The organism is Variovorax sp. UC122_21 (genome assembly GCF_044056785.1).
Taxonomy (GTDB): Bacteria; Pseudomonadota; Gammaproteobacteria; order Burkholderiales; family Burkholderiaceae_C; genus Variovorax.
Genome location: NZ_CP172004.1, coordinates 2,525,870 through 2,547,362 on the forward strand (window position 1 = coordinate 2,525,870; position 21,493 = coordinate 2,547,362).

The following is a 21,493-nucleotide window of genomic DNA, read 5'->3' on the forward strand; positions in this document are numbered from 1 at the left end:
GTGTCGGGCGGGGAGGAGAGGGCGCGCAAGAGTGCTTGCCAGAAGCACGACGGGCCGCATTGCGCGGCCCGGGGTCAGGTGTGTGGAGCGGGTGAAGGGAATCGAACCCTCGTATGAAGCTTGGGAAGCTGCCGTTCTACCATTGAACTACACCCGCGTGGGGGCGGATTCTAGCGTCAGTCCTGGTGGCTCCTCCACAGTGGGGATCCAGGATGGGACGACTTCCTTGACGATTCGGCGGCTTGGAAGTGATTGAGAGGCTCTCGATCGGTCTGGCAGCGGTCAAGAGCGTTCGAACACGATCGGACGACTACTGGTGACGGTCGGGATTGAGTGGTTGGAGGTTAGACGTAGGGAATGGCCGTGACTGCCAAGACAAGGATGATGGCCATTACAACGAATGCGAGGACGCCACTTCCGCCATTCCCTTCCCTAAAAGAGGCCCAGAGAACACCAAGCGCTGCTAGCGCGAACGGGATCATGAGAGCCAGATAGATGAGCTGCTTGCGCGTGAAGTGCTCAAAGAAATCGATCATCGAATTTCACTACTGAGGTCTGGAGATGTTCCGCTACAGGCCGGCTTCAATCAGGAGCGCACTGATCGAGACACCCAGCGCTGCCGCAATCCGGGAGAGGGTCAGCATCGCAACGTTGTTGTCCCCTCGCTCCACACGACCGACATAGCTGCGGTCCAGCTCGGCGGTGAGGGCAAGTTTTTCCTGCGAGATTTTGTTCGCCTGTCGAACCCTACGGATAGCCATGCCTAAGGCCACGAGTTGTGGGTCTTGGCGATGACTGGAGAGGTTTGGCACCCTCTGATCGTTACGGATATGATGCATATGAGGCCACGGTCCATGTACCGCAGTCGTCGTTGAAGGATTCGATTCATGCCGGGAAAGTGAGGGAGCCGGCTGCTTGAACGGCATCGCGACCACCGTCGTGGCTTTGACGCGAGGTCACCCTCGGGTCGAATTCATCTTCAAGTCAACGAGTCGAGGAGAAATTGATCAATGAGAACCGTATTCACCGTCGCTGCGACCATCGGCGTCCTGTCGCTTGCCGGCTGCTTCAATGAGAACAAGCCCAGTCCCAGTCCAGCACCTGCGTCTTCCGCGTCGAAGATCACGCAACGCGCACCGGAGCCCGCGCATCCGGAAGACGCCTTGGCGCTTCGGTTTCTGTCCTCGCCTGACTTGTTCGGGTATGTCTGCGACAAGTTGGGAGACGCCAAGGTGATTGAGCGCATCAGAGGAACGGCCTCCGCCAACAATCGTCCGGCGTACGTGGTGGGCTACACCTTCAACTGCGTGAGCAACTACGGCAACAAGCCGCAGACGGCGTACATCGGGTGGATGGAGAACACTGATACCAATCAAGCGCAATGCATTCATCACAATCAGGATCGCAACCGGGTGGTCAATGAGGGATGGCATTCGTGCGGAGGGAACTTCCGTCCGCAGTGATGGGCACTTTCATTTGATCAAAATAGAGGTACATGTACCTCTATTCAATTTATTCTGATCACAAGCACCGACCGTCACCAGTAGTCGTCCGATCGTGTTCGAACGCTCTTGACCGCTGCCAGACCGATCGAGAGCCTCTCAATCACTTCCAAGCCGCCGAATCGTCAAGGAAGTCGTCCCATCCTGGATCCCCACTGTGGAGGAGCCACCAGGACTGACGCTAGAATCCGCCCCCACGCGGGTGTAGTTCAATGGTAGAACGGCAGCTTCCCAACGAGTGCCTACGGGTCGCCGATTCGACTCGTCCTCACATGCTCCGCATGTGATCCTCGTCTCACCGTCGAAGCCTCTTCACAATCGACCGTTTTGGGGACCAGCACTAGGTCTCATCAAAACTGCTTCGAAGGTCTTCATCGTCATCAAGACGGAACGACCCAGACCTTCCTCCCCCTCTGTTTTCTTGACCCTATTTCTGGTCGGTCGGTGGTCCGGGTAGCCAACGTGGTCTGCCGGGTAGTCCACCGGAAATTCACGGTTTTGGGCCTCCCAGATCAACAACCCCGGGGGTAGGCCACCACGTGGTAGGGCACTGAGGAAGATAACAGTTTTTATTTTTATATATAAACAAGAAATTCTGTTATCTGCGGTGACCCTAATTTCTGGGGCCAGGGTGGTGGTCCGAAAGTGCTACTTCGGATGGTTTGTCATCCGACGATGACCTCCGTAGCTGGCCGAGACATGAAGGGCCGAAAATCAACGCAACGGCTGAGCTGCTAGGCGATTTCAGCTCAGCCGCTTGCCGTGAGCGAGTAGCTCACGCAACGATGCCATCGATGCACGTCCGATCACTTTCGATCGGTCCTGATCGGTCTTCATTGCGCCAGGCGCCTTCACATGCGCCCTGTACTCGACCACGACGACGTGTTCCTGCTTTGCGTCGTCAAACGTCTGGTGCACGACCCTGACGGTCGATCTCGTTCGGTTGGAGAAGACGAACATCGAGTCCAGTAGCGCTCGCAGTCGGTTCCAAGGTGTGGCGTTCTCGTTCATGGTTGTCTCTCGCCTCCAAGCTGTATTTATCGAGACAAGCACCGTGTTCTGAACGGCAACCACTGCCAAGAGTCGGCCCAGTCACGAGCCGCTCCGTCAACTCCTGCGGTTTCCGCGACTTCCCAAGCCTAGATCAGCAGCTTTGAGAGAAGCGGCTACCTCTTTTGCGGATGGTATAACATGGAATTATAAAAGCCCATGTAACTAGTGGAAGAAAATAAGGATGCAGATCAACGGATGGAGTTCAAATAAAAAACTCTGGATATATCGCACGCATTCGGAACAATCCGCCATCCATGAAAATAAATCAGAAGAAATGATCGAACCAAATGCCAATCGAATTGCCGAATTAAGGCGAGGCGACCAATATGTGCCGAGAGAGCCTAGACGCATCGACGCTTGACCCTTCCGCAAAGGAGCTATAAATGAATCTCGAGCCATGGAAATGGACTGAAGAGGATCTGCTCGAATTAATCTCTTCTGAAGTCCAAGAAAGCTTGGAGCTCGACTACAAGCGATGCGAAGCGCTACAAAAAAGCGAAGGAAAAAAGAACGAACTCAGTAAAGATGTGAGCGCCTTCGCAAACGCCGCCGGCGGTATAATTGTTTACGGAATCAAAGAGGATGGTCATTTTCCCATCGGAATTGACGAAGGCCTTGATCCTGAGGAAATCTCGAAAGAATGGATTGAGCAAGTAATCAATTCAAAAATCCATAGAAGAATTAGCGGGATTCTGGTCAACCAAGTTCAATTAAAAACAACGGCACCCGGGCGAGTGGCTTACGTCATTTATATCCCTCAAAGTTCAAACGCCCCACACCAAGCCGCAGACAAGCGATTCTACAAAAGGTTCAACTTTGAATCTACTCCAATGGAAGAGTATGAAATTCGCGATGTGATGAATCGAGCCACCGCTCCGGATCTTTTTGCAACTTTTTGTTTTAAAAATCGAAAAGAGTCGGTGCAGCTAGAAGAGTTCTCCGAAAAACTCTATAGTCAAGTAGAAATATTTTTGGCCATAGTCAACCAATCCTCCAAGATTGCCGAATATGCTGTTATTGATATTTTGATAGATCAGCGCATAAAATGGAGGCCAGAAAAGCTATCTCCGGATGTTCGCGTAAATAAGCAGCCATCCACTCTTAGCTACGAGGGCATTCCAGTGCCTCTTAATCGTCTTGTATTCTTATGGGACGCAAAAAAAGGAATGCCATTGTTCTCCGGCATAGAAGCAGAAATTCCAACCCCGGCCTTGGAGCTTTTTCTTCCTCGAAATGAACCGATGCTTGCTCTCGGCGTCACAATAGGTTCACCTGGCATGAAGACCCGCCATGAGTACACATTTATATCCATAAAAGACAATGTTGCAGAATTTATTATTCCAGTGAAAAAAGAGATCGATTCTTTGTAAATTGAAACATTTTCATTCGATGCTTTTTGCCCGCAATCTAGAATATCAGATTAACTTTGCGCCTCTATCGTTAATCGATTAATTACATCGCGCGCCTTCGACGTGACCTGACGAGTTTCAAGATGGGCATACCGCATGGTCGTCTTGATGTCAGTATGACCAAGAACTTCTCTCACTTCGTAGACGCTCAGACCGTTCTGGATCAGTCTCGATGCGTGCGTATGCCGCAGCGTGTGGATCTTGCTATCGGCGAGGCCGGCTTTCCGCAGAGCCTTCCGAATCGCAAGGCTCGCATAGCCTCTCGGCCCACCTCGCTTGTTCTGGAACAAATACTGGTCGGCCCCTTCTTTGCGACGGTTGAGGATGTCGAACACACGGTCCGTCATGTAGAGGATCGCCTCGTTCTGAACCTTCGGCCGCCACAGATGAATCGTCCGCTCGGCCAAGTCGATCCGTGACCACTCGATGTTCGCGATTTCGCTGTACCTGGCGCCGGTATCAAGCAGCATTACGACAAGATCGTAGGCGTCCTGCATCGTCCTTTTCATTTCGGGAAGGCGCTCTTCGTAGGGAGGCAAGCCCTTGACCTCTCGCTTTGGATCGAGACACGCTAGCAGTCGTCGTTCCTCGTCATCGGAAAGGTAGCGAAGCGGCGACTTCCCGAGCTTGACCTCTGGAAAATTCAGTTCTCCCACACGGTAGCCAAGCTTGGTCGCGTACTTCCATGCCCCACGGATCAGATTGAGGTTGTGGCGGATCGTCTGGCCGCTTGCTCCCTCCTTCATGCGATCGCGCTTGAATCGCTCAAGGTCATGCGAAGTGACCTCATCGATCGGCTTGTTGATCGCCATCAGTCGCGTGACGATTCGAATCCCGCTCTCAAGAACGCGGTGGTTCGGTGTTCCTCGCCTGGATTCCGCAAACTGGGCCATCGCCGCCTTCAGCGTGACCTTCTCCTTGTGGCCGAGATGCTGCTCAGCATGGAGCTTCGACTTCCAGTCGGTCTCCATCTGCTGCGCCGCTCTCTTGTCGGTCGTCCTCGACGACTTGATGTACGTCTTTCCGTTCATCTGGAACTGGATGTACCAGACCCTGCTGTTGCCACGCTTGATGATCGACATCGAATGAGTCTTTCCGGGGTAATCGGGTTGTTGATTCCCGATGACCATCCCTCGTGTCTCGACCCAGGACAACAGTTTCCGATCTACCAATCACGTTCCATCGGTCTACTCGCATAAATACCGGCGGACACAGTGACGGCTTCCATAGCCTCCGTTCAGTTCCGAAAACCCGAGCCTCCAGCTTGCGTAGTCGTCACCGGTCCCACTCGCCGTACGGAACTCGGCGATCATTCAAAATGAGAAGAACGGAGAAGACATGCCCTCTATCACTACTGACCGTCCATTGAAGGCGTCGGGACCCACCACTTTTACAAGAGCACACGCAGATACGCGATCTGCACGCGGCTTCGATCATCATCGACTGGAATACATCGATTTCCTTCGTGACGAAAACGGAGGCGAGCACGCATGCTGATCGCCATCAATCGCCAACTCATCAACAAGGCATCCAAGGACGTTCTCAAGGAGGCCAACGGGCTGTTCGAAAATGTCGATGTCACAGCACAAGAACTCGCGGCGCTTATCGATCAGGGATTCGCGTTCTGCGCCCAGCACAAGAAAGGCTGGCGAAAATCAGAAAACTTCACGGCGGCGGGCTTCCTGGCGGTAGATATTGATCATGGCCTGAGCCTAGACGCAGCGTTATCGGATCCATACGTTCGGCAGTACGCATGCCTGCTGTACACCACGCCTAACCACCAACCGGAAGCGCATCGGTTCCGAGTTGTCTTCGAACTGGAGTCGCCGATCTCGGACTCTGAAACGCTGAAGCGAGCGCTGACAGGCTTGATCGCGAAATTCGGTGCAGACGGCGCTTGCAAGGACGCGTGCCGGCTGTTCTTCGGCTCCAAAGGGGCTCGACCGATCGTTCTGAATGGCCGCCTCCCGGCCTCGGAAGTCGAGGCACTTCTGACGCGGGCGGATGAAACGATCGATTCTTCTTCTTCAGGGTCCGGTCGGCGGCATGGCATCTCTAGCACCATCCGGTCCCGCCTGACCATAGCACCGAACGTTACTGTACGCACGGCCCGAGGAGCGACTGCACTTCTGAGTGACCTTCCCCCCTACACGAGTATCTTTTGCCCGCAGCATGTTGACTATCGACCGAGTGCATTCACGCTGCGAAACCGACACGGTGTGCCGGGTCTGTCATGCAGTGCTTGCAACGCGACCTTCTTCATCGACGATGGCTCGGGTGTGAAACACTCGGAATACCTTTTTGACTACGAATGGAACAAGGTGCTGTCGCTGAGCTACGACCAGTACGAAGCTTATACGGACGATGACGGTCTTATCGACATGTCGGAGGTCCTCGGGCTCCCAGTGCGTCAATGGTCGGAGCTGCGATATCTTCCCTACGAAGAGTCGCCTCCCGAGCTGAAGCCTGTCTTCGAGGCGGAGAAGCCCTTGCCTGGCGTGGAAATGGGCGACACGATGGTGGGGACCTCCTTCAAAGCACGCGCGAACATCACGCTTGTCAAGAGTCCGAAGGGTACAGGCAAGACGGAATGGCTCATGAAACTGGTCGCTGATGCGAAGGCTGCCGACCTTTCCGTCCTCTTGATCGGACATCGCCGTGCACTGGTTGCAGCGACCGCCGAGCGGCTTGGGCTAACGAGCTACTTGAATATCTCGGAAAGCGACAACAGTTCAGGCGGTTCGACCTTCCATCCTCCCACCCGCCACTACGCGATCTGCTTGGACAGCATCGATAGACTGAACACGGAGTTCGACCGCTATGACATCGTGCTGATCGATGAGGTCGAGCAAGTTTTCTCCATCTCCTGTCGGCCACACTACGTGAACACCGACGCAGTGCATTGCTGCGGTTTCAGTTCTATCTCAAGCAAGCAGAGGCCATGTACCTGCTCGATGCGGACTTGAATCGAGTCACGATCGAAGTGCTTGGCGACTTACTGGACGATCAGAGGGATCGTACCGTTCAGGTCTTGTTGAACTGGTGGAAACCGGAAGAACGCACCGTGAATCTCCATGAAGGTGCGAAATCCGATGCACTGATCGCCGCGCTGTTTTCCAGCGTTGAGCGTGGGGAACGGTGCTTTGTCTGTTCAAACTCAAAAACTTTTATCAATCAGATCGAAACCAAGCTAATAGAAAGGGTTGAGCCGCGGAAGGTCCTGAAAGTCACCTCGGACAACTCGCAAAATCCGGAGATTCAGGCCATCATGCGGGACATCAAAACGCGTGCTCTGGACTACGCCGTGATCCTTTCATCGCCGGCGATCGGGACAGGAATCGACATCACTTTCGAAGATGACGCCCCCTTGATCGATGCAGTCTATGGTTTCTTTGAGCCACGGATCAACACCCACTTTGACATTGACCAGCAACTGTCGAGGGTACGTAATCCGGGCCAAGTTCACGTATGGATATCCTCAGAGGAGTATCGCTTCGAGACAGACGTGCTGGCAATCAGAGCCGAACTGCTCGCCTCCGGCCAGAAGCAGCGTGAACTCTTGAGTATTTCTCCTGATGGCAAGCCTGTCTACGACGATCTTTATGACAAGATCTATGGGACAGTCACCGCAAGCGAACGAGCCTCTAAGAATCGCTTGCGCAAGAACTTCATCGATCTTCGGCGTAGCAACGGTTGGAATGTCGAGGTCATCGAAACGAACGGCGAGGCCCGGAAAGTAGGAAAAGCGATCCGGAAGGAGGGGAAAGAAGCGCTGTTGAACAAGCGACTGCAATCGATCTTGGCCGCGCCTCAAATAAGTGAACAGCAGTTTGGCAATCTGCGAAGTCGTGAGAGCGCCGACAAGCTGAATGACAACGACCGGCCGGCCATGCGTCGATACGAGATCGAGTCCTTCTACTGCGAGGATGCAACGCTGGAGTTATTGGTCCTTGATGATGACGGAAGACTGAGAGAGAGCATTCGTACCTTCGGATTGCTCGTGTCCGATGACGAGACGTTGAAATCGGAGGACAGATGGGACCGGGAAATTCTGCTCCCAGATCAGAAGCAGTTGCTCCAGAAGAAGCATCTGCTGCTTGAACTGTTCAAGAGCGCAGGTATTCTGCGCGACAAGGCATTCGACCCTGCTATCGAGATCGATTCTGCCCAACTCGAAGCGTTTGCGCGTACAGCGCAGAAGAACAAAGCCGAGATCGAGCGACACTTCAAGATTCCAGTCCGAGGCGATGTTTACAAGAAGCCCATCACGCAGCTGCAGTCGATCTTGAAACTGGTTGGCCTTAGACTTCCTAAGAGCCGAACAGAACAGTCCGGAGGCAAGAAGCGATACTTCTACCGTCTGGCTGCGGATGAACTCGCCACGGTGTCAACCTGGGCCAGTCGTCGAAGCGATCCTCACCGCCGTCAGGCATGGCGAAAACAAAGAGACGCATTGATCAATGCGGGAGACCCCGGAAGTCGTGTGGTTGACTGAACATCGTCAGAAAGCCGAAATGGGCTATCTGACGATGCTCGGAAACTCAGGAGAGGTTTGCTGCCGCCGCAGCTTCCTTAGCGGCCTTTCGTCGACAGTTGTACCAGTACGTCAGCGCGCCCTTGTCGGTGAGCGCGGCGCCTTCGACGAATGCTCCGACGATCACTTCTTTCGGTTCGTCCTTGATCGCGCCGAAGATGGCCCGGGCCGCATCGGCCTTGGTTTTTCCTTCGGCGAGAACGGCCTTGCCCTGTTCGATTGCAGCGCGGATCGATGGCTTGCTCAGATCGACAACGACCGGCTCCGAGGACTTCGACGGCGTCTCGATTGCGTTCGAACCGTTTTCGATGCCTTCGGTGTTGTCATTGCTCACGGCGGGCTTCTTTCCCATGGTACGTACTCCAGAGTTGGTTGACGGTGTGGCTCGCCTTGGCAGGCGAGATGGTCTCGAAGCCTGGAATGTTTTCGAACAGATCCAGCATCGCCTCGTCGAACTCTTCTCGGATGAGGCCCGGTCCGAATTGCTCGTCGATGATCGCGAGCAGCGTGGTTCGTTCGTCTTCCGAGAGGATGTGCGCGGCGGCTTTTTTCTTGACCATGCGCACACCATCCCGTCAGAAACGGTGTTGCACAACAGGGGAGGAAAGATAAATACCGGAGCAGGACTCAACGGGACATTGAGCTAGGAGGCCGGATATGTACCCGCTCAAATACTTCAATATCAATAACTACACTGAAACACAGATTCAGACGGCTCGTGGGGCGACGCTTGACGACGCGATCACACTCTGGAAGGTGAAGGACTGGGAAACCTACAGAACCATGCAAGAGACTTTGCTCGCGTTGCTTCAAGTATTTCGATGGAATGAAGTCAGCATGCCGGCGCTCTAGTTCATGCACTTTGTCAACACCCATCTTAGAGGACGGCTTCCTGATGGGTATTCTGACCGCCGCCTTTTCTTGGCGAAGCTACCAGCAGATAAACCAGCAGGAGACGCGGGATGGGAACGAATATCAGATCCCGCGTTCTGGGAGCAGGTGCTTTAGGCATATCTTGAGAAACAGCTTTGGGCCCGAAGCAGCTGTACGGCGTGCTCTGATCGGACCTTCAGCGAGCGTCCGCTTTTGAGTACCGCGTATGTCGCTATGGGCGCATTTGAGACATTGGACCTTGCTCGAAGCAGCTTCCGTCTTTGCTGGATCGCTGTCCTAAAGCGGGCGTTCAACATCCGACCTACTGCTGCCCCGGGGTTCATGCTGACACGCCGACAAGCGCTGAGCAGGCGGCTCCTGACGCGCGTGCCAAGGCCGGGGCAGAGAAAGGTCGCAAAATGCAAGGTGCGGGCGGCTTTGTTGCCCTGGTGCATTGCGTGCAAGTGCTTTGTACATCCGTGCGACTAAAAGGCCAACCGCAGCCACATGCGGGACCAGCGGAGCATCCATGATCGAGCGCATTAACCACATCAAGGGCCTCGGCGTATATGCCGACTATCGGCCAGCGGCCGGCATGGCGGATTTCGGCATGAAGAACGTCATCTACGGCTGGAACTACTCCGGCAAGACGACACTGTCGAGGCTATTCGCCATGCTCGAGCACCGTCAGGCGCTGCCCGGCCTGCCGGCCTTCGAATTCGAGTTCAGATGTGAGGGTGGCGTCGTCAACGAAGCCAACTATCAGAGCAACACTTTGAACGTCCGCGTGTTTAACGCGGACTTCGTGGCGACGAATCTCAATTTCGCGGGCGACCACTTCAATCCGATCTTCCTGTTGGGCGAGGAGTCCAAGGCGGCGATTGAGAAATTAGCTCAATGTGAAAGACTGCGGTCCAAGATTGCGCAGGCTGCGGCCAAAACCGAAGCAGCCCTTGAGAAAGCTGCCAACGATCTTGGTGCGGCGCGCACGGCCACGGCGGCGACCATACGGGAGACCATGGCGCTCAACGCTTCGTTCCGAGCAGACCACCTGGACCGGGAAGCACAATCAGTCCGGCAGAACCCGGGGGCGGCCATACTGTCTGCAGATGATCTGCAGGCGAACCTACGTCTGGCCCGCGCCTCGGATCAGGACCGCCTGCACCCGCTGCCGTCCAGCAGCTTGGACACCAAGCTTCGCCAGCTCCTTTCCGAGGCTCAACCGCTACTGGCCAAGGTGCCGGACTTGGCCAACGCCATCCAAGCCTTGGCGCAGAACGCAGACGTCGAGCGGTGGGTGCTGCAGGGCATGCCGCTCCACCAGCACCAAGACGACTGCCTCTTTTGTGCTTCGCCGCTCAGTGAGGCACGACTGGCGGCACTTCGAACCCACTTCTCCAAAGACCTGACCACACACGCGGACGCTATCGCCGCCCTACTGGCCAGAGTTGGGACGTCCGTGCTGGCCTTCGCGCCTCGGCGGAGAGCGAGCTGTACGCCTCATTTCGCGAGAGCTACAGAGATGCTGCCGCCAACTTGATGCAGTCGGTCAGCGCGTACAACGCGGACGTGTTGGCACTGCGATCAGCGCTCGAGCGTAAGGTCGAGTCCCCGCGCACGTTGATCGCGATGCCGGGAATCCAGGGCGAGCCTTGGGCCGACGTGGCTCAGGCTGTGTCCGCCATCAACACCATCATCGCGGAGCACAACCGGGTCTCCAACAATTTCGACCAGGCCAAAGCGCAGGCCATCACCAAACTAAAGGCGCACTACGCCGCTGACTTCGTCGTGAAGCAGCAGTTGGATCGACTCGATGCCGAGCGCAAGGTCCAGGAGCAGCGCCGCGCGCGCTTCCACCGTTGGCGGAATGGCGTAGCGGCCGCGGAAGCTAGGCAGCGGGCCATCGTCCATAAGGCGCAGCGGGGCCGGCAGGAGATCAACGAGCGAATCCACTCCTTGCTGGGGCCGTCCAGCGTCAACATCGATGTCGTCGACGTCAACGGGCAGGAACGGTTCCGGCTCATGCGCAACGGTGGCCGGCCGGCTACATACCTGAGCGAGGGTGAGAAGACTGCCATTGCCTTCGCGTACTTTATGGCCAAGCTGAAGGAAGTGGCCAATCTGGCCGACGTCATCGTGTGCATCGACGACCCCATATCTAGCTTGGACAGCAATCACGTTTTCCAGGTGATCGGCGTCATTCGAGAAGCGTTTTTCCACCAAGTGCAGGTCAACGGAAACATGGAGTGGCGCACCCGCTGCAAGCAGCTGTTCGTGCTGACCCACAACTTTAACTTCTTTTCCTTGGTACGCGAGCTCAAGCCCGACAAGAAGAAGGCTAGGTACTGCCTAGTCAAGCGCACCACGCCGACCATATCCGTGTTGGTCGACATGCCTGCAGCACTGCTGAATTACTCGTCTGAGTACCACTTTCTGTTTGGTGTGCTGAACAGGTTCCGGCAGGAGCGCGGCCCCGAGGAGATGGAGTTGCTACTAATGCTGCCCAACGCCATGCGCCGCTTTGTTGAGCTGTATTCCTACGGACGCATACCGACCCACCACGAGGTGACGGTCGACACCCGTGTCGAGATGCTTTTTGGCGTGGAGCCGGCTAAGCGGATCCTCAAGGCCTTACACTACTTCAGCCACGCCAACAACATCGAGCGGCTGGCTGAGAACAACGACCTGATCTGCGACATTGAAGCAGCGATCGATGAGATGCTGGCGCTCATCCAGACCGAGGATCCCAAGCACTGGCAGGCGCTGATTGAAGCGCATCCCTGAGATCAAGCGACGAGCGCGCAACAAGGCCGCCGCGCATCAAAGTCGGGAGATCGATTAGCAGCCGCAGAAAACAAAAGCGGCTAAGTGAGATGTCCTAGAACTGCCCTTGGCAAACGGCAGCATGTGGCCAAAACCTGCCGCAGACCCAGACAGCACGAGCTTCGAAGCGCGCTCAAGCATAGTCGTCGACGTCGCCGTTTCCAGCATGCGCGTACCGCAACTCCGCGCCATACTCTGCCGCAACGGCTGCTGCTTGCCCGAAAACGCCACGACATCGTCGGCAGGCCTGAACTTGCTGTACACATCTATGGCGATCTGCCTGCCGCTGCCTGAAGGGTAGACCTCACTGAGTTCGTTCGCCTCGATGGACCCTAAGTAGCGATTGATCTTTTCTTAAGGAGGAGTTTCGCACGTCGATCTCACTGCGGATGCGCAAAAGCGCTTAGATGGACAGTGCCCGCCTCTTTGTTTGTGCCGATCGCGTCGACTATTAAGGCATCGTCGATGGTCATCGCACCGCTATGAATGTTTGGTTCGGGGCGGCTTGTGCCCGCCGGCGAAGTGCCGGTTCTGGCTGGAGTCTGCCCCCCGCACGCCAGCGCCGATTGGGTCCGGAGTGGAGCGCTTACCTCTCATTGCAATGTCCGTGTTGAACCACTTCCATCGGCGCCTCTAGCCAGCCTTGTGTGAGGCCTGCCAGCGTCGCACTTTCTTAGCTGCCAGTCGGCTTTGCGTGGTAGGCCGTGGCCAGCATGCCGAGAAGCGCTCGCTTCGTGCGGCCTTTCTCAGCAAGCTCCGCTGCCTTGTCCTTGGCTCGAGCTAGGCCGCCGGCACCCAATGCTGCCAAGAACGGCGCCGCCGGCGCAACCGGTCCGAGTGCAGATGCCAGGAACGGCATGAAAGCCATTGCGGCTCCACTTAGGGCTCCCGCGCCAATTCCAAGGTTGGTGGCCCAGTTCTTGGGCCTGTATCTGTCCTCAATGTCCTGAATCGCCTTCTTCTGTCGGTCGACCAACACCTTGAGGCCATGGTTGACCTCTCGGACTACTTGGTCGAGGTCTGCCGGACCCGCTGACATAAGCTGCGCGGTGACCTTCTTCAGTTCTTCTCGAAACGCCATGTGCTCCTGGTTCTGTCTAAGCTCCAAGAGCCCGCCAATGGGAATGTTTCCAAGCCAACTAAGGCTATCGTCTTGGAGCGCCTGGAGGGTCTGAAACGCCTGGTCCGACAGGACCTGCTGCCTTACTAAGGCTCTGGCCTCTGCGGTCGCACAAAGCTGGTAGTAGTGCCAATGCACCGGAAGCGTCAAGAGCGGCTGCGCCTCAAGCTCGTCCGAGTTCTCCAGGAGATGGTATTGTCCACGCACACGCTGCATCGTGTTAATCAGGACCACCTGTTCCGGAGGCATTGCGGCTATTGCCTCGAAATACGACTCGCTCACGCTTCCGTGGAGTTCTTCGAGTTGGAGCTTGACCGCTTCCTGCCAGGAATACGTTCTGTTGACGTCGCCTCCTTGTGGAACAAACAGCCGCGCTTTCATCACGTTTTGCAAGAATGCGTCCGGCTGCTTCTTCGCATACTCCTGCACCTCTTCGTAGGATTCGACCGTGCCGTCACACGCCGGGGCCAAGACCTTGTACGTAAGGTTGGCCAAACCAGCCTGTGTCACCGCGTCGTGTTCTTCAAGCCCCTCGTCAAAACTGGGAAAAACGAATACAAGCGGGGTGGCCAAGTGCGCATGTACAAGCGGTTCGAGCTGCAGCAGGAAAAAGAGGGTGTGCGCCAGTTGGAGCGGCGCAGCATTCATGCTCTTCGCAATCGAGCTTGTAATGAAGGAGAAGACTGGGTCTGGAATCAGTTGAGTGTCGAGGTACAGGCCGGAGACGCGAACTCCATTGAGCGTCGTTTCAGTAAAGCGGCGCTGCCCGCCAAGAACGGCCTTCATGCCCCCGAGTTCTTTGGCGGCCCTAAATAGGGCATGAGCATTCTTTTGGTAGAAGGCATGCAGCTCATCGGTCGCAGCGTTCACCCTCTTGAAGACCGTGGCGGAGTCGTCCTTCAGCCTTGCTAGCAGACTGCCTTGGATGTCGGAGTACGAAATGTCCTGAGCTGACACGCCAATCAAGGCCGCGAAGAGAATAGCAAAGAGCCGAAAAAGCTCTGCCTGCGTTTCAGCTATGTCGAGTTTGACAACAGGCTCTGGGTTAGGCTCGTGAGCTTGCTGCTGCATGAACCTGACTGCCATGGAGACGGCTCGAGCTCTGGAAATCGTCCCCTGCGACAAACCCTTCAACAATACGCTTCCGGTGGGGCCGCGAGGCGCCGTCAGCAGTTCCTGCACCCAAGGCTCGTCGGGGACTCCTATCTTCCCCTCCTTGATGGCATTCACGGCAATTGTCACTTTTATCACTGAATCATCGTTGTCGCTGGCCACAGTTTTCCTTGTTCGCTGTCCAAGCATCCTCGGGTGTGGTTTAGATATGCGCCGTCCATTTTTGGCCCACCGAATGAGCTCGTCTACCTAGCGCAGCTTGCATGCAATGTCCACGCAATCACAGAGATGGTTGCGGTTGCTCTAACCTAGTTAGTCCGACGGCATCGAGGGCGTGCTACGGACGCCCGCTGCGGCGGATGGCGGCTTTGGCTGACGGCCAACTGCCTCAACACCTATCGATCAAACTGCACGAGCCCCACATTCTTCTCCCTCATGCGCCGATGCAATGCCTTCATCTGGGTGAACTCAGCAGCAAACCCGGCCTTGACGCCGACTGCGCTACAAAAGTCAGCTGCGGATATGTCTTCAAGCATTTCCGCATTCCGAAGCACTATCAGGTGGAAGGCAGCAAGCTTTTTTCCGTCCTCTTCGGCCACCGACAGTTCTTGTTTGCACTGGTCCAGGAAGTCCTTGCGATCCATGTTCACTCCTTTGATTGTGAGTGAATGTAGCAAGAATCTGAGCGCGCTTGTGGTGCAAGGATCGCTTTTGATCAGTACTTAGGGAAGATACCGCTCTCAACGTTCTCGATCAGCGTTCTGGCGCGCTTGACCATTCGAGAGAACGTCACGGCCATCTTGATCTTCTTGTCTTCTGCGTCCCAATCGACCCCGCGGCCCTCTGGGCTGCTGCCGGTTTCAAAGACACCTTGTTAAGGTGTGAAATGAAACCGGAGGTGGTTCATGGAGAGAAGAAGGACATTCAGCCGCGAGTTCAAGCTCGAGGCGGTCAAGCTGGTCACTGAGCGTGGGGTGACCGTGGCCCAGGCGGCCAAGGACCTGGACGTACACGAGAACGTGCTGCGCAAATGGGTTCGCGAGCTGCGTGAGGCACCGCAGGAGGCCTTTCCGGGCAATGGCAAGCAGACGGCCCAGGACGCGGAGATAGCCAGGCTGCGCAAGGAAGTGGCCAAGCTCAAGATGGAGCGCGACATCTTGAAAAAAGCCGCGGCCTACTTCGCGAAGGAGTCGATGTGAAGTTCGGCTTCGTGGCGAAACACCGAGGGGCATGGCCGGTCAATCTGATGTGCGAGGCGCTCGGTGTCTCGCGAGGCGGCTTCTACGCTTGGCTGGCGCGCCCCAGGAGCCGGCGCAGCCTCGATGACGAGAAGCTGGGCGCTCAGGTGCACCAGAGCTTCGTGCACAGCGACCGCACCTATGGCGCCAGGCGCGTGTGGCGCGATGTACTGGAGCAGGGCCAGCCTTGTGGCCTGCACCGCATCGAGCGGCTCATGCGCGAGCAGGCTCTTCGTGCACGTCCCAGGCGCCGGGGCTTACCCAAGGACCGGGGCGAGCGCTGTGCGATTGCCGACAACGTGCTGGACCGCCAGTTCCAGGCCGATGCACCGAACCAGAAGTGGGTGGCCGACTTCACCTACATCTGGACGGCCGAAGGCTGGCTGTACGTGGCAGCGGTGCTGGACCTTTACTCGCGTCGCATCGTGGGCTGGTCGATGCAAGAGAGCATGACCTCGCAGCTCGTGGTGGACGCGCTGATGATGGCCGTATGGCGCCGGGGCAAGCCAGTAGCACTGCTTCATCACTCGGACCAGGGCAGTCAATACACCAGTGCGCACTTCCAGCAACTGCTGCGCGAGCAAGGCATCACCTGCAGCATGAGCAGAGCCGGCGAGGTCTGGGACAACTCGGCGATGGAGAGCTTCTTCAGCTCAATGAAGACCGAGCGCACGGCCAGGCGCGTGTACCGCAGTCGGGAGCAAGCTCGGGCCGATGTGTTCGACTACATCGAGCGGTTCTACAACCCGATGCGCCGGCATTCGACGCTCGGCTACGTCAGTCCCGTACAGTTCGAACAAGCTCAAAAAGCTTAGGTCGGTGTCAACGAAACCGGCAGCAGCCCAATATGCCTGAAGCCGCGCTGGATGGCGATGTACTCTCGAATGGAGACACCCTTGTACTTTTCACCCGCGTAGAACAGTGTCTCCTTGCTTGAGTCCTCATCAATCTTGAGTGTGATCTTCACGCCATTGACGGCGATTACCTCTCCTACCTGAATGCTCATGCCACGCCACCCTGAGGCGCTGCGGATATAGGGGCCGTAGCTGGCATTGAGATCGAGATCGGAGTCGGCGCGGTTAAGGGGGCTGGCGGGCTAACAAAGAAGACGCGCTCATTGAATGCGGTGAAGTCCATCACACCATCTTCGATTACGACGCAGCGCACATTGTTGTACCCCCGAAACGTCTCACTCAATCTTTCGCTTGAACCAGCGCTATAGCAACAGATGAACACTTGCAAATGCGGGTTTGACAGCGATCTCTTAACAAGGTTGAGAATATGTTCGTCCGCGAAGGAGAACCCGAACGTAATCAGCACAGCATTAGGCTTCTCAAGCTCGTAGCTCAGCATCCGGAGCATTTGGTAGTAGTGCTCCTCGAACACTGTTTCGTGAAACTTCCACTTGGTGGGGTTCACGATGGGTAGCTTCTTGTAAGCCATCCAAAAAGCATCACGCTCGACTTGCGTGAAGGCCGGGAATGGAAGGCTTGCGAGCGTCGCCCCTTTGTCCTCCAATGCTGTCGAGAACGCCTGCAGCCTACCTAGTACATCAACGCTCAACAGTCCGCCGAGGGAATCGTCGTCGTACTCTACGACTATGTTGTCGCCGTCCTTCCTCCAGTAGACGGATCCATGCACATGCACCAGATTGATCTGTGGAATGCTGGTCTGGTGACGCTCAAAGATCCCGGTCTGACATACAAAGGTGTTGAAGTTGCGCGCCTGGAGGTAACGTCGACTGAACCCACGGGCTCCATCATTCAACACAAAGTCAGTGTCGCCTTGTTGAAGGATCTTGTCGGCGACCAGTGGGAAGCAGCCGTCGTAGTTCGTAGTGAAGAGGTTGCAACGTTTCTCCATCGGCTTGCGATGTTGAAGAATTTGGAGAATATTCTTGATGAAAGTCGAGTAGTTCTTCACGACACTCTCGCGTACTGAATCACCCTCGGCCGAGGCAATGGTGAACTTCTGCGCGGGGTCGATGCACGCACGGTAGTAGTGCATGAAAAGTGGGGTGAGTCGCTCGTCACCCGTATTCTCGAAATGAGTCGCAAGATCCTCAAGCGACCAAGACTTTCCTTCATCCGTCTGTATTCCCAAAGAAAGAGTGGGAAATAGCCCGAACGACGCGCCTGATCCAAACAGAAAGTTGAGATTCTTGTCGTATACGTCACTTGGTGAAATCGTTGCTGTCATTGGATTTCCGTTAACGAGGCAAATCTGAAATCTTGCTTTTAAGCAAATTGGACTACAGGGATGGTGATAGTCACGGACTGTAACCGCAGTCGTGACAAGGCGCTTCTCTCAAAGCTGCTGATCTAGGCTTGGGAAGTCGCGGAAACCGCAGGAGTTGACGGAGCGGCTCGTGACTGGGCCGACTCTTGGCAGTGGTTGCCGTTCAGAACACGGTGCTTGTCTCGATAAAATACAGCTTGGAGGCGAGAGACAACCATGAACGAGAACGCCACACCTTGGAACCGACTGCGAGCGCTACTGGACTCGATGTTCGTCTTCTCCAACCGAACGAGATCGACCGTCAGGGTCGTGCACCAGACGTTTGACGACGCAAAGCAGGAACACGTCGTCGTGGTCGAGTACAGGGCGCATGTGAAGGCGCCTGGCGCAATGAAGACCGATCAGGACCGATCGAAAGTGATCGGACGTGCATCGATGGCATCGTTGCGTGAGCTACTCGCTCACGGCAAGCGGCTGAGCTGAAATCGCCTAGCAGCTCAGCCGTTGCGTTGATTTTCGGCCCTTCATGTCTCGGCCAGCTACGGAGGTCATCGTCGGATGACAAACCATCCGAAGTAGCACTTTCGGACCACCACCCTGGCCCCAGAAATTAGGGTCACCGCAGATAACAGAATTTCTTGTTTATATATAAAAATAAAAACTGTTATCTTCCTCAGTGCCCTACCACGTGGTGGCCTACCCCCGGGGTTGTTGATCTGGGAGGCCCAAAACCGTGAATTTCCGGTGGACTACCCGGCAGACCACGTTGGCTACCCGGACCACCGACCGACCAGAAATAGGGTCAAGAAAAACAGAGGGGGAGGAAGGTCTGGGTCGTTCCGTCTTGATGACGATGAAGACCTTCGAAGCAGTTTTGATGAGACCTAGTGCTGGTCCCCAAAACGGTCGATTGTGAAGAGGCTTCGACGGTGAGACGAGGATCACATGCGGAGCATGTGAGGACGAGTCGAATCGGCGACCCGTAGGCACTCGTTGGGAAGCTGCCGTTCTACCATTGAACTACACCCGCGTGGGGGCGGATTCTAACGTCAGTCCGAGGGTGGGTCCGTGCGCCCGGGGCCAAGGTCACCGCTTGATGAGCTCACCCACGGCCCGCGCCGCCAGCGACACCTCCCCCTCGAGGTTCCGCACCAGACTCTCCCGATCCGCCTCGGTCCGCTGCTGGGAAAGAAAGCGCTTGCCGGTCAAGGCCTGGATCTCGATCTCGAAGCCCACGAGCCGCCGTGCCGTCTCGCCGAGGAATTCGGGCGATGCGTCGTCCACCGACCAGGGCTGCGGCCGTCCCGCCTCCTGCGCCGCGGTCAGCGCGGCAAGGTGGGCGCGCATCCAGTCGGCGTCGTCGATGAATCGCAGCCGTCCCTGCGCCTGCACCCCCACGTAGTTCCAGCTCGGCGCATTGCGGCCACTGCGCTGTCCATTGACGTACCAGCGCGGGGAAATGTAGGCGTTGGGGCTCTGGAAGACGGCGGTGACCTCGGTCTCTGTCGGGTCCTGCGCCCACAGCGAATGGCTTCGCGCCACATGGCCCGACAGCAGGCCATGCGCGCCGCGGTCCGCGAGATGCAGGGGCAGCAGGTTCGCGTCCATCTTGCCCGACCGGGCGACGACGACGGTGGCGAGTGGGTAGTCGCGCATGAGCCGATGCAGCGCCTCGCGCTCGGTCATGGCGAACAGCGGTTGGACGTGCATGCGCCGCGCTACTTCGCGCCGCTGACCAGCGTCTGCACCGTCGCGCGCGAGATCGCGGCGATGTGCGCATCGATCGCCGTCACCACCGGCTGGAACTCGGCCTTGCTCAACTGGTTGAAGTCCTTCGGTTCCGCGAAGTCCTTGAGCTGCCGCACGCGGCCCGCCTGCAGCGTCTTCAAGGGCTCGTAGGCCGAGAGCTCGATCGGCGGGGCGAGGGCGAAGACCTTGGCTTCCATCGCGGGCACGGCGGAATAGCGCGTCGAGCCGAACATGCTGCGCGTGAAGAGTCCCGAATTGGCCATGTAGCTCTCGGCGCAGGGGCCGCCGCTGCATTCCATTCGCGTCAGGGTGCGCTTGCCTTCGATCACGACGACCGCGGCGATCTGCTCGTCCTTGAGCTTCTGCGTCGCCCAGGCCTGGGCCGGATTGGCGCGCCAGCCGTCGTTCTGCGAGACCGCGAGCGCATTGACGGTGGTGGTGGCGTAGCTCGTGAGGCGCACGACCTGGAAGCCGGCGCGCTCGAGGTCGGCCGTGAAGACCTCGTAGGTGCGAGAGGTAGGGTTCCACGGAAACTGGTGGTTCGTCGCGAAGTTGGTGAAGACGGTGGTGCCCACGTGCATGTGCTGCGCGGGCGCCGGCATGTTGACGAGCAGGCCCACCTTCGCGCCCCTGGGCAGCTTGCCGGCATTGGGTGGAATGGGCGGCGCCGTGGTGCAGCCCACGAGCACGGTGGCAAGCATGACTAGGGCCAGAAGCCGTTTCAGCATCGGTTGTCTCCTCGTTTTCTTATGGGGGGCGAATGCACGCTGGCGCGGGCACGCGCCATTCTGCAAGGGCGTTGCGCGCGGCGGCAAGCCGCAACGGTCGCGGGCGGCACAATCGAAGGCTTTGCTCCAGGAGATGGCGTGCGTCGACCCGAGTTCTTTTCGCATCCGGCGCTGATCGGTCCGCGCAAGTGGCGCTGGCTGCTGGCCCTCACGATGGTCGTCGTGCTCGTGCTGAGCCTGCTGCCCCAGAACGTGCCGATGCCGAGCACCGGCTGGGACAAGTCCAACCACCTGCTGGCCTTCGCGACACTCGGCGGGCTCGGCTGCTGGTCGTGGCCTGGGCGGCTGCGCTTCGTGCTGCCGGCGCTGCTGGCCTATGGCGGTTTGATCGAGGTGCTGCAGTCCCTCACGCCCGATCGCTCGGCGGAGTTCGAGGACCTGCTGGCGGACGCGATCGGGCTGCTCATCGGCGCGGCCATCGCCGCGTTCGTGGCGAGCCGGCTGCGGCGCGCCTGAGGCGTGCGGGACGCTGGGACACGGATCGCAGGCCCCAAAAAAACACCCGCCGAAGCGGGTGAGGTGAGCATGTAGCTCAGGGGGAGGGAGGATTCGAGCGAAGTTTCCGATGAAAACAAAAGTTCAACGTCGGTACTTTCCCTGCCTTCATGCCGCCTGGGCGACAGCGGGCGGCGGCGCCCGGATCGGGGCACGATTCCGTGACCGATTCCCTCGTGTCTACGCCCGCGTGGCGCATGAGACTACAGACCGCCGCCGCCCGGCGGCCAAGGATGGCTCCATCGCATCACATCCGAAAGGAGCTTTTCATGATGTTCGACTTCCTTCGTTCGAGCCCGACCGCCTACCTGAAACGCGCAGCCACGCTGCTCGAGGAGGCGCAGATGGCGCGCATCGAGCACCAGGCCGCGGCCGAGCACCACAGCGCGCTGGCGCGCATGTACGCCGAGCGGGTGCGGCGCCTCGAGAGCGAGCTGTACCGGCCGCAGCAGCCCGCTGGCGCGGAGACACCGAAGGTGTCCGAGGAGCGTCCGCAACCGCAGCTCTATTCGCTCGATGCCGGCCGGCGTGCCGGCGCGACCTCGGCGAGCTGACACC

24 protein-coding genes and 1 tRNA gene are annotated in these 21,493 nt (G+C 57.3%); 12 read left to right on the forward strand and 13 right to left on the reverse strand.

Annotated elements, in window-relative coordinates; translation table 11 throughout:
* Positions 1-83 precede the first annotated feature (83 nt).
* A tRNA-Gly gene (locus tag ACHMXE_RS24195) sits at positions 84-157 on the reverse strand.
* A 412-nt stretch (positions 158-569) separates the two neighbouring features.
* On the reverse strand, positions 570-812 hold the full coding sequence (locus ACHMXE_RS24200) for a helix-turn-helix domain-containing protein (protein WP_395351802.1): 243 nt from the start codon (positions 810-812) through the stop codon (positions 570-572).
* Positions 813-1,010: 198 nt separating this feature from the next.
* Between ACHMXE_RS24200 and ACHMXE_RS24205 the strand changes: the two genes are divergently transcribed.
* Positions 1,011-1,463, forward strand: coding sequence for a hypothetical protein (locus tag ACHMXE_RS24205; RefSeq protein ID WP_395351804.1), 453 nt, complete (start codon positions 1,011-1,013; stop codon positions 1,461-1,463).
* 783 nt (positions 1,464-2,246) lie between these two features.
* Here ACHMXE_RS24205 and ACHMXE_RS24210 read toward each other — a convergent pair.
* Positions 2,247-2,513 (reverse strand): hypothetical protein, encoded by a 267-nt coding sequence (locus ACHMXE_RS24210; protein ID WP_395351806.1) that lies wholly within the window; start codon positions 2,511-2,513, stop codon positions 2,247-2,249.
* Positions 2,514-2,736: 223 nt separating this feature from the next.
* On the opposite strand from ACHMXE_RS24210, the gene ACHMXE_RS24215 reads away from it, so the two are divergent.
* Both ACHMXE_RS24215 and ACHMXE_RS24220 read left to right on the forward strand, forming a co-directional pair.
* A complete protein-coding gene (locus ACHMXE_RS24215; protein ID WP_395351808.1) occupies positions 2,737-2,916 on the forward strand; it encodes a hypothetical protein in 180 nt (59 codons plus the stop codon).
* 22 nt (positions 2,917-2,938) lie between these two features.
* Positions 2,939-3,925, forward strand: coding sequence for a helix-turn-helix domain-containing protein (locus ACHMXE_RS24220; protein WP_395351810.1), 987 nt, complete (start codon positions 2,939-2,941; stop codon positions 3,923-3,925).
* 50 nt (positions 3,926-3,975) lie between these two features.
* Here ACHMXE_RS24220 and ACHMXE_RS24225 read toward each other — a convergent pair whose 3' ends face one another.
* A complete protein-coding gene (locus ACHMXE_RS24225) occupies positions 3,976-5,046 on the reverse strand; it encodes a tyrosine-type recombinase/integrase (protein WP_395351812.1) in 1,071 nt (356 codons plus the stop codon).
* A gap of 408 nt (positions 5,047-5,454) precedes the next feature.
* Between ACHMXE_RS24225 and ACHMXE_RS24230 the strand changes: the two genes are divergently transcribed.
* Together ACHMXE_RS24230 and ACHMXE_RS24235 are read left to right on the forward strand one after the other, a co-directional pair.
* A complete protein-coding gene (locus ACHMXE_RS24230; protein WP_395351814.1) occupies positions 5,455-6,930 on the forward strand; it encodes a DEAD/DEAH box helicase family protein in 1,476 nt (491 codons plus the stop codon).
* Positions 6,867-8,459, forward strand: a complete 1,593-nt coding sequence (locus ACHMXE_RS24235; protein ID WP_395351816.1) for a plasmid replication protein, CyRepA1 family — start codon at positions 6,867-6,869, stop codon at positions 8,457-8,459. Before ACHMXE_RS24230 ends, ACHMXE_RS24235 begins: the two co-directional genes overlap by 64 nt.
* Before the next feature lie 46 nt (positions 8,460-8,505).
* Here the strand turns inward: ACHMXE_RS24235 and ACHMXE_RS24240 are convergent, their stop codons facing one another.
* Complete coding sequence (locus ACHMXE_RS24240) at positions 8,506-8,832, reverse strand: hypothetical protein (RefSeq protein WP_395351818.1); 327 nt, start codon at positions 8,830-8,832, stop codon at positions 8,506-8,508.
* Positions 8,822-9,058 carry a hypothetical protein gene (locus ACHMXE_RS24245; RefSeq protein WP_395351820.1) on the reverse strand — a complete coding sequence of 79 codons (237 nt, stop codon included), beginning with the start codon at positions 9,056-9,058 and terminating at the stop codon, positions 8,822-8,824. Before ACHMXE_RS24245 ends, ACHMXE_RS24240 begins: the two co-directional genes overlap by 11 nt.
* A 97-nt stretch (positions 9,059-9,155) precedes the next feature.
* Between ACHMXE_RS24245 and ACHMXE_RS24250 the strand changes: the two genes are divergently transcribed.
* From ACHMXE_RS24250 to ACHMXE_RS24260, 3 genes are all read left to right on the forward strand, one after another.
* On the forward strand, positions 9,156-9,350 hold the full coding sequence (locus ACHMXE_RS24250; RefSeq protein WP_395351822.1) for a hypothetical protein: 195 nt from the start codon (positions 9,156-9,158) through the stop codon (positions 9,348-9,350).
* Between the two features lie 550 nt (positions 9,351-9,900).
* Entirely contained in the window at positions 9,901-10,911 is a 1,011-nt protein-coding gene (locus tag ACHMXE_RS24255) for an AAA family ATPase (protein ID WP_395351824.1), read from the forward strand.
* Positions 10,911-12,155, forward strand: coding sequence for an AAA family ATPase (locus ACHMXE_RS24260; protein ID WP_395351826.1), 1,245 nt, complete (start codon positions 10,911-10,913; stop codon positions 12,153-12,155). Before ACHMXE_RS24255 ends, ACHMXE_RS24260 begins: the two co-directional genes overlap by 1 nt.
* Before the next feature lie 54 nt (positions 12,156-12,209).
* Here ACHMXE_RS24260 and ACHMXE_RS24265 read toward each other — a convergent pair whose 3' ends face one another.
* The 3 genes from ACHMXE_RS24265 to ACHMXE_RS24275 form a co-directional block, all read right to left on the reverse strand.
* On the reverse strand, positions 12,210-12,542 hold the full coding sequence (locus ACHMXE_RS24265; RefSeq protein ID WP_395352786.1) for a hypothetical protein: 333 nt from the start codon (positions 12,540-12,542) through the stop codon (positions 12,210-12,212).
* A 325-nt stretch (positions 12,543-12,867) separates the two neighbouring features.
* Positions 12,868-14,589: a hypothetical protein gene (locus ACHMXE_RS24270; protein WP_395351828.1), complete on the reverse strand. Its 1,722-nt coding sequence runs from the start codon at positions 14,587-14,589 to the stop codon at positions 12,868-12,870.
* Positions 14,590-14,822: 233 nt separating this feature from the next.
* Positions 14,823-15,071: a hypothetical protein gene (locus ACHMXE_RS24275; protein WP_395351830.1), complete on the reverse strand. Its 249-nt coding sequence runs from the start codon at positions 15,069-15,071 to the stop codon at positions 14,823-14,825.
* Positions 15,072-15,332: 261 nt separating this feature from the next.
* On the opposite strand from ACHMXE_RS24275, the gene ACHMXE_RS24280 reads away from it, so the two are divergent.
* Positions 15,333-16,480 (forward strand): IS3 family transposase gene (locus ACHMXE_RS24280; protein ID WP_395347880.1). Its coding sequence is split into 2 segments (ribosomal slippage): positions 15,333-15,594 and positions 15,594-16,480, totalling 1,149 coding nucleotides; the frame shifts between segments, so codons are not numbered across the junction.
* On the opposite strand, the gene ACHMXE_RS24285 is transcribed toward ACHMXE_RS24280, so the two are convergent.
* Positions 16,477-16,671 carry a hypothetical protein gene (locus ACHMXE_RS24285; protein ID WP_395351832.1) on the reverse strand — a complete coding sequence of 65 codons (195 nt, stop codon included), beginning with the start codon at positions 16,669-16,671 and terminating at the stop codon, positions 16,477-16,479. The genes ACHMXE_RS24280 and ACHMXE_RS24285 overlap by 4 nt on opposite strands.
* Positions 16,668-17,864 (reverse strand): SIR2 family protein, encoded by a 1,197-nt coding sequence (locus ACHMXE_RS24290; RefSeq protein ID WP_395351834.1) that lies wholly within the window; start codon positions 17,862-17,864, stop codon positions 16,668-16,670. Before ACHMXE_RS24290 ends, ACHMXE_RS24285 begins: the two co-directional genes overlap by 4 nt.
* Before the next feature lie 255 nt (positions 17,865-18,119).
* On the opposite strand from ACHMXE_RS24290, the gene ACHMXE_RS24295 reads away from it, so the two are divergent.
* A complete protein-coding gene (locus ACHMXE_RS24295; RefSeq protein WP_395351806.1) occupies positions 18,120-18,386 on the forward strand; it encodes a hypothetical protein in 267 nt (88 codons plus the stop codon).
* Positions 18,387-18,989: 603 nt separating this feature from the next.
* Here ACHMXE_RS24295 and ACHMXE_RS24300 read toward each other — a convergent pair.
* Together ACHMXE_RS24300 and ACHMXE_RS24305 are read right to left on the reverse strand one after the other, a co-directional pair.
* Positions 18,990-19,613: an FMN-binding negative transcriptional regulator gene (locus ACHMXE_RS24300; RefSeq protein WP_395351836.1), complete on the reverse strand. Its 624-nt coding sequence runs from the start codon at positions 19,611-19,613 to the stop codon at positions 18,990-18,992.
* A gap of 8 nt (positions 19,614-19,621) precedes the next feature.
* Positions 19,622-20,380, reverse strand: a complete 759-nt coding sequence (locus tag ACHMXE_RS24305; RefSeq protein WP_395351838.1) for a hypothetical protein — start codon at positions 20,378-20,380, stop codon at positions 19,622-19,624.
* Positions 20,381-20,518: 138 nt separating this feature from the next.
* Here ACHMXE_RS24305 and ACHMXE_RS24310 point away from each other — a divergent pair, with 138 nt between their 5' ends.
* Together ACHMXE_RS24310 and ACHMXE_RS24315 are read left to right on the forward strand one after the other, a co-directional pair.
* Complete coding sequence (locus ACHMXE_RS24310; protein WP_395351840.1) at positions 20,519-20,896, forward strand: VanZ family protein; 378 nt, start codon at positions 20,519-20,521, stop codon at positions 20,894-20,896.
* A 308-nt stretch (positions 20,897-21,204) separates the two neighbouring features.
* Positions 21,205-21,489 carry a hypothetical protein gene (locus ACHMXE_RS24315; RefSeq protein WP_395351842.1) on the forward strand — a complete coding sequence of 95 codons (285 nt, stop codon included), beginning with the start codon at positions 21,205-21,207 and terminating at the stop codon, positions 21,487-21,489.
* Positions 21,490-21,493 lie beyond the last annotated feature (4 nt).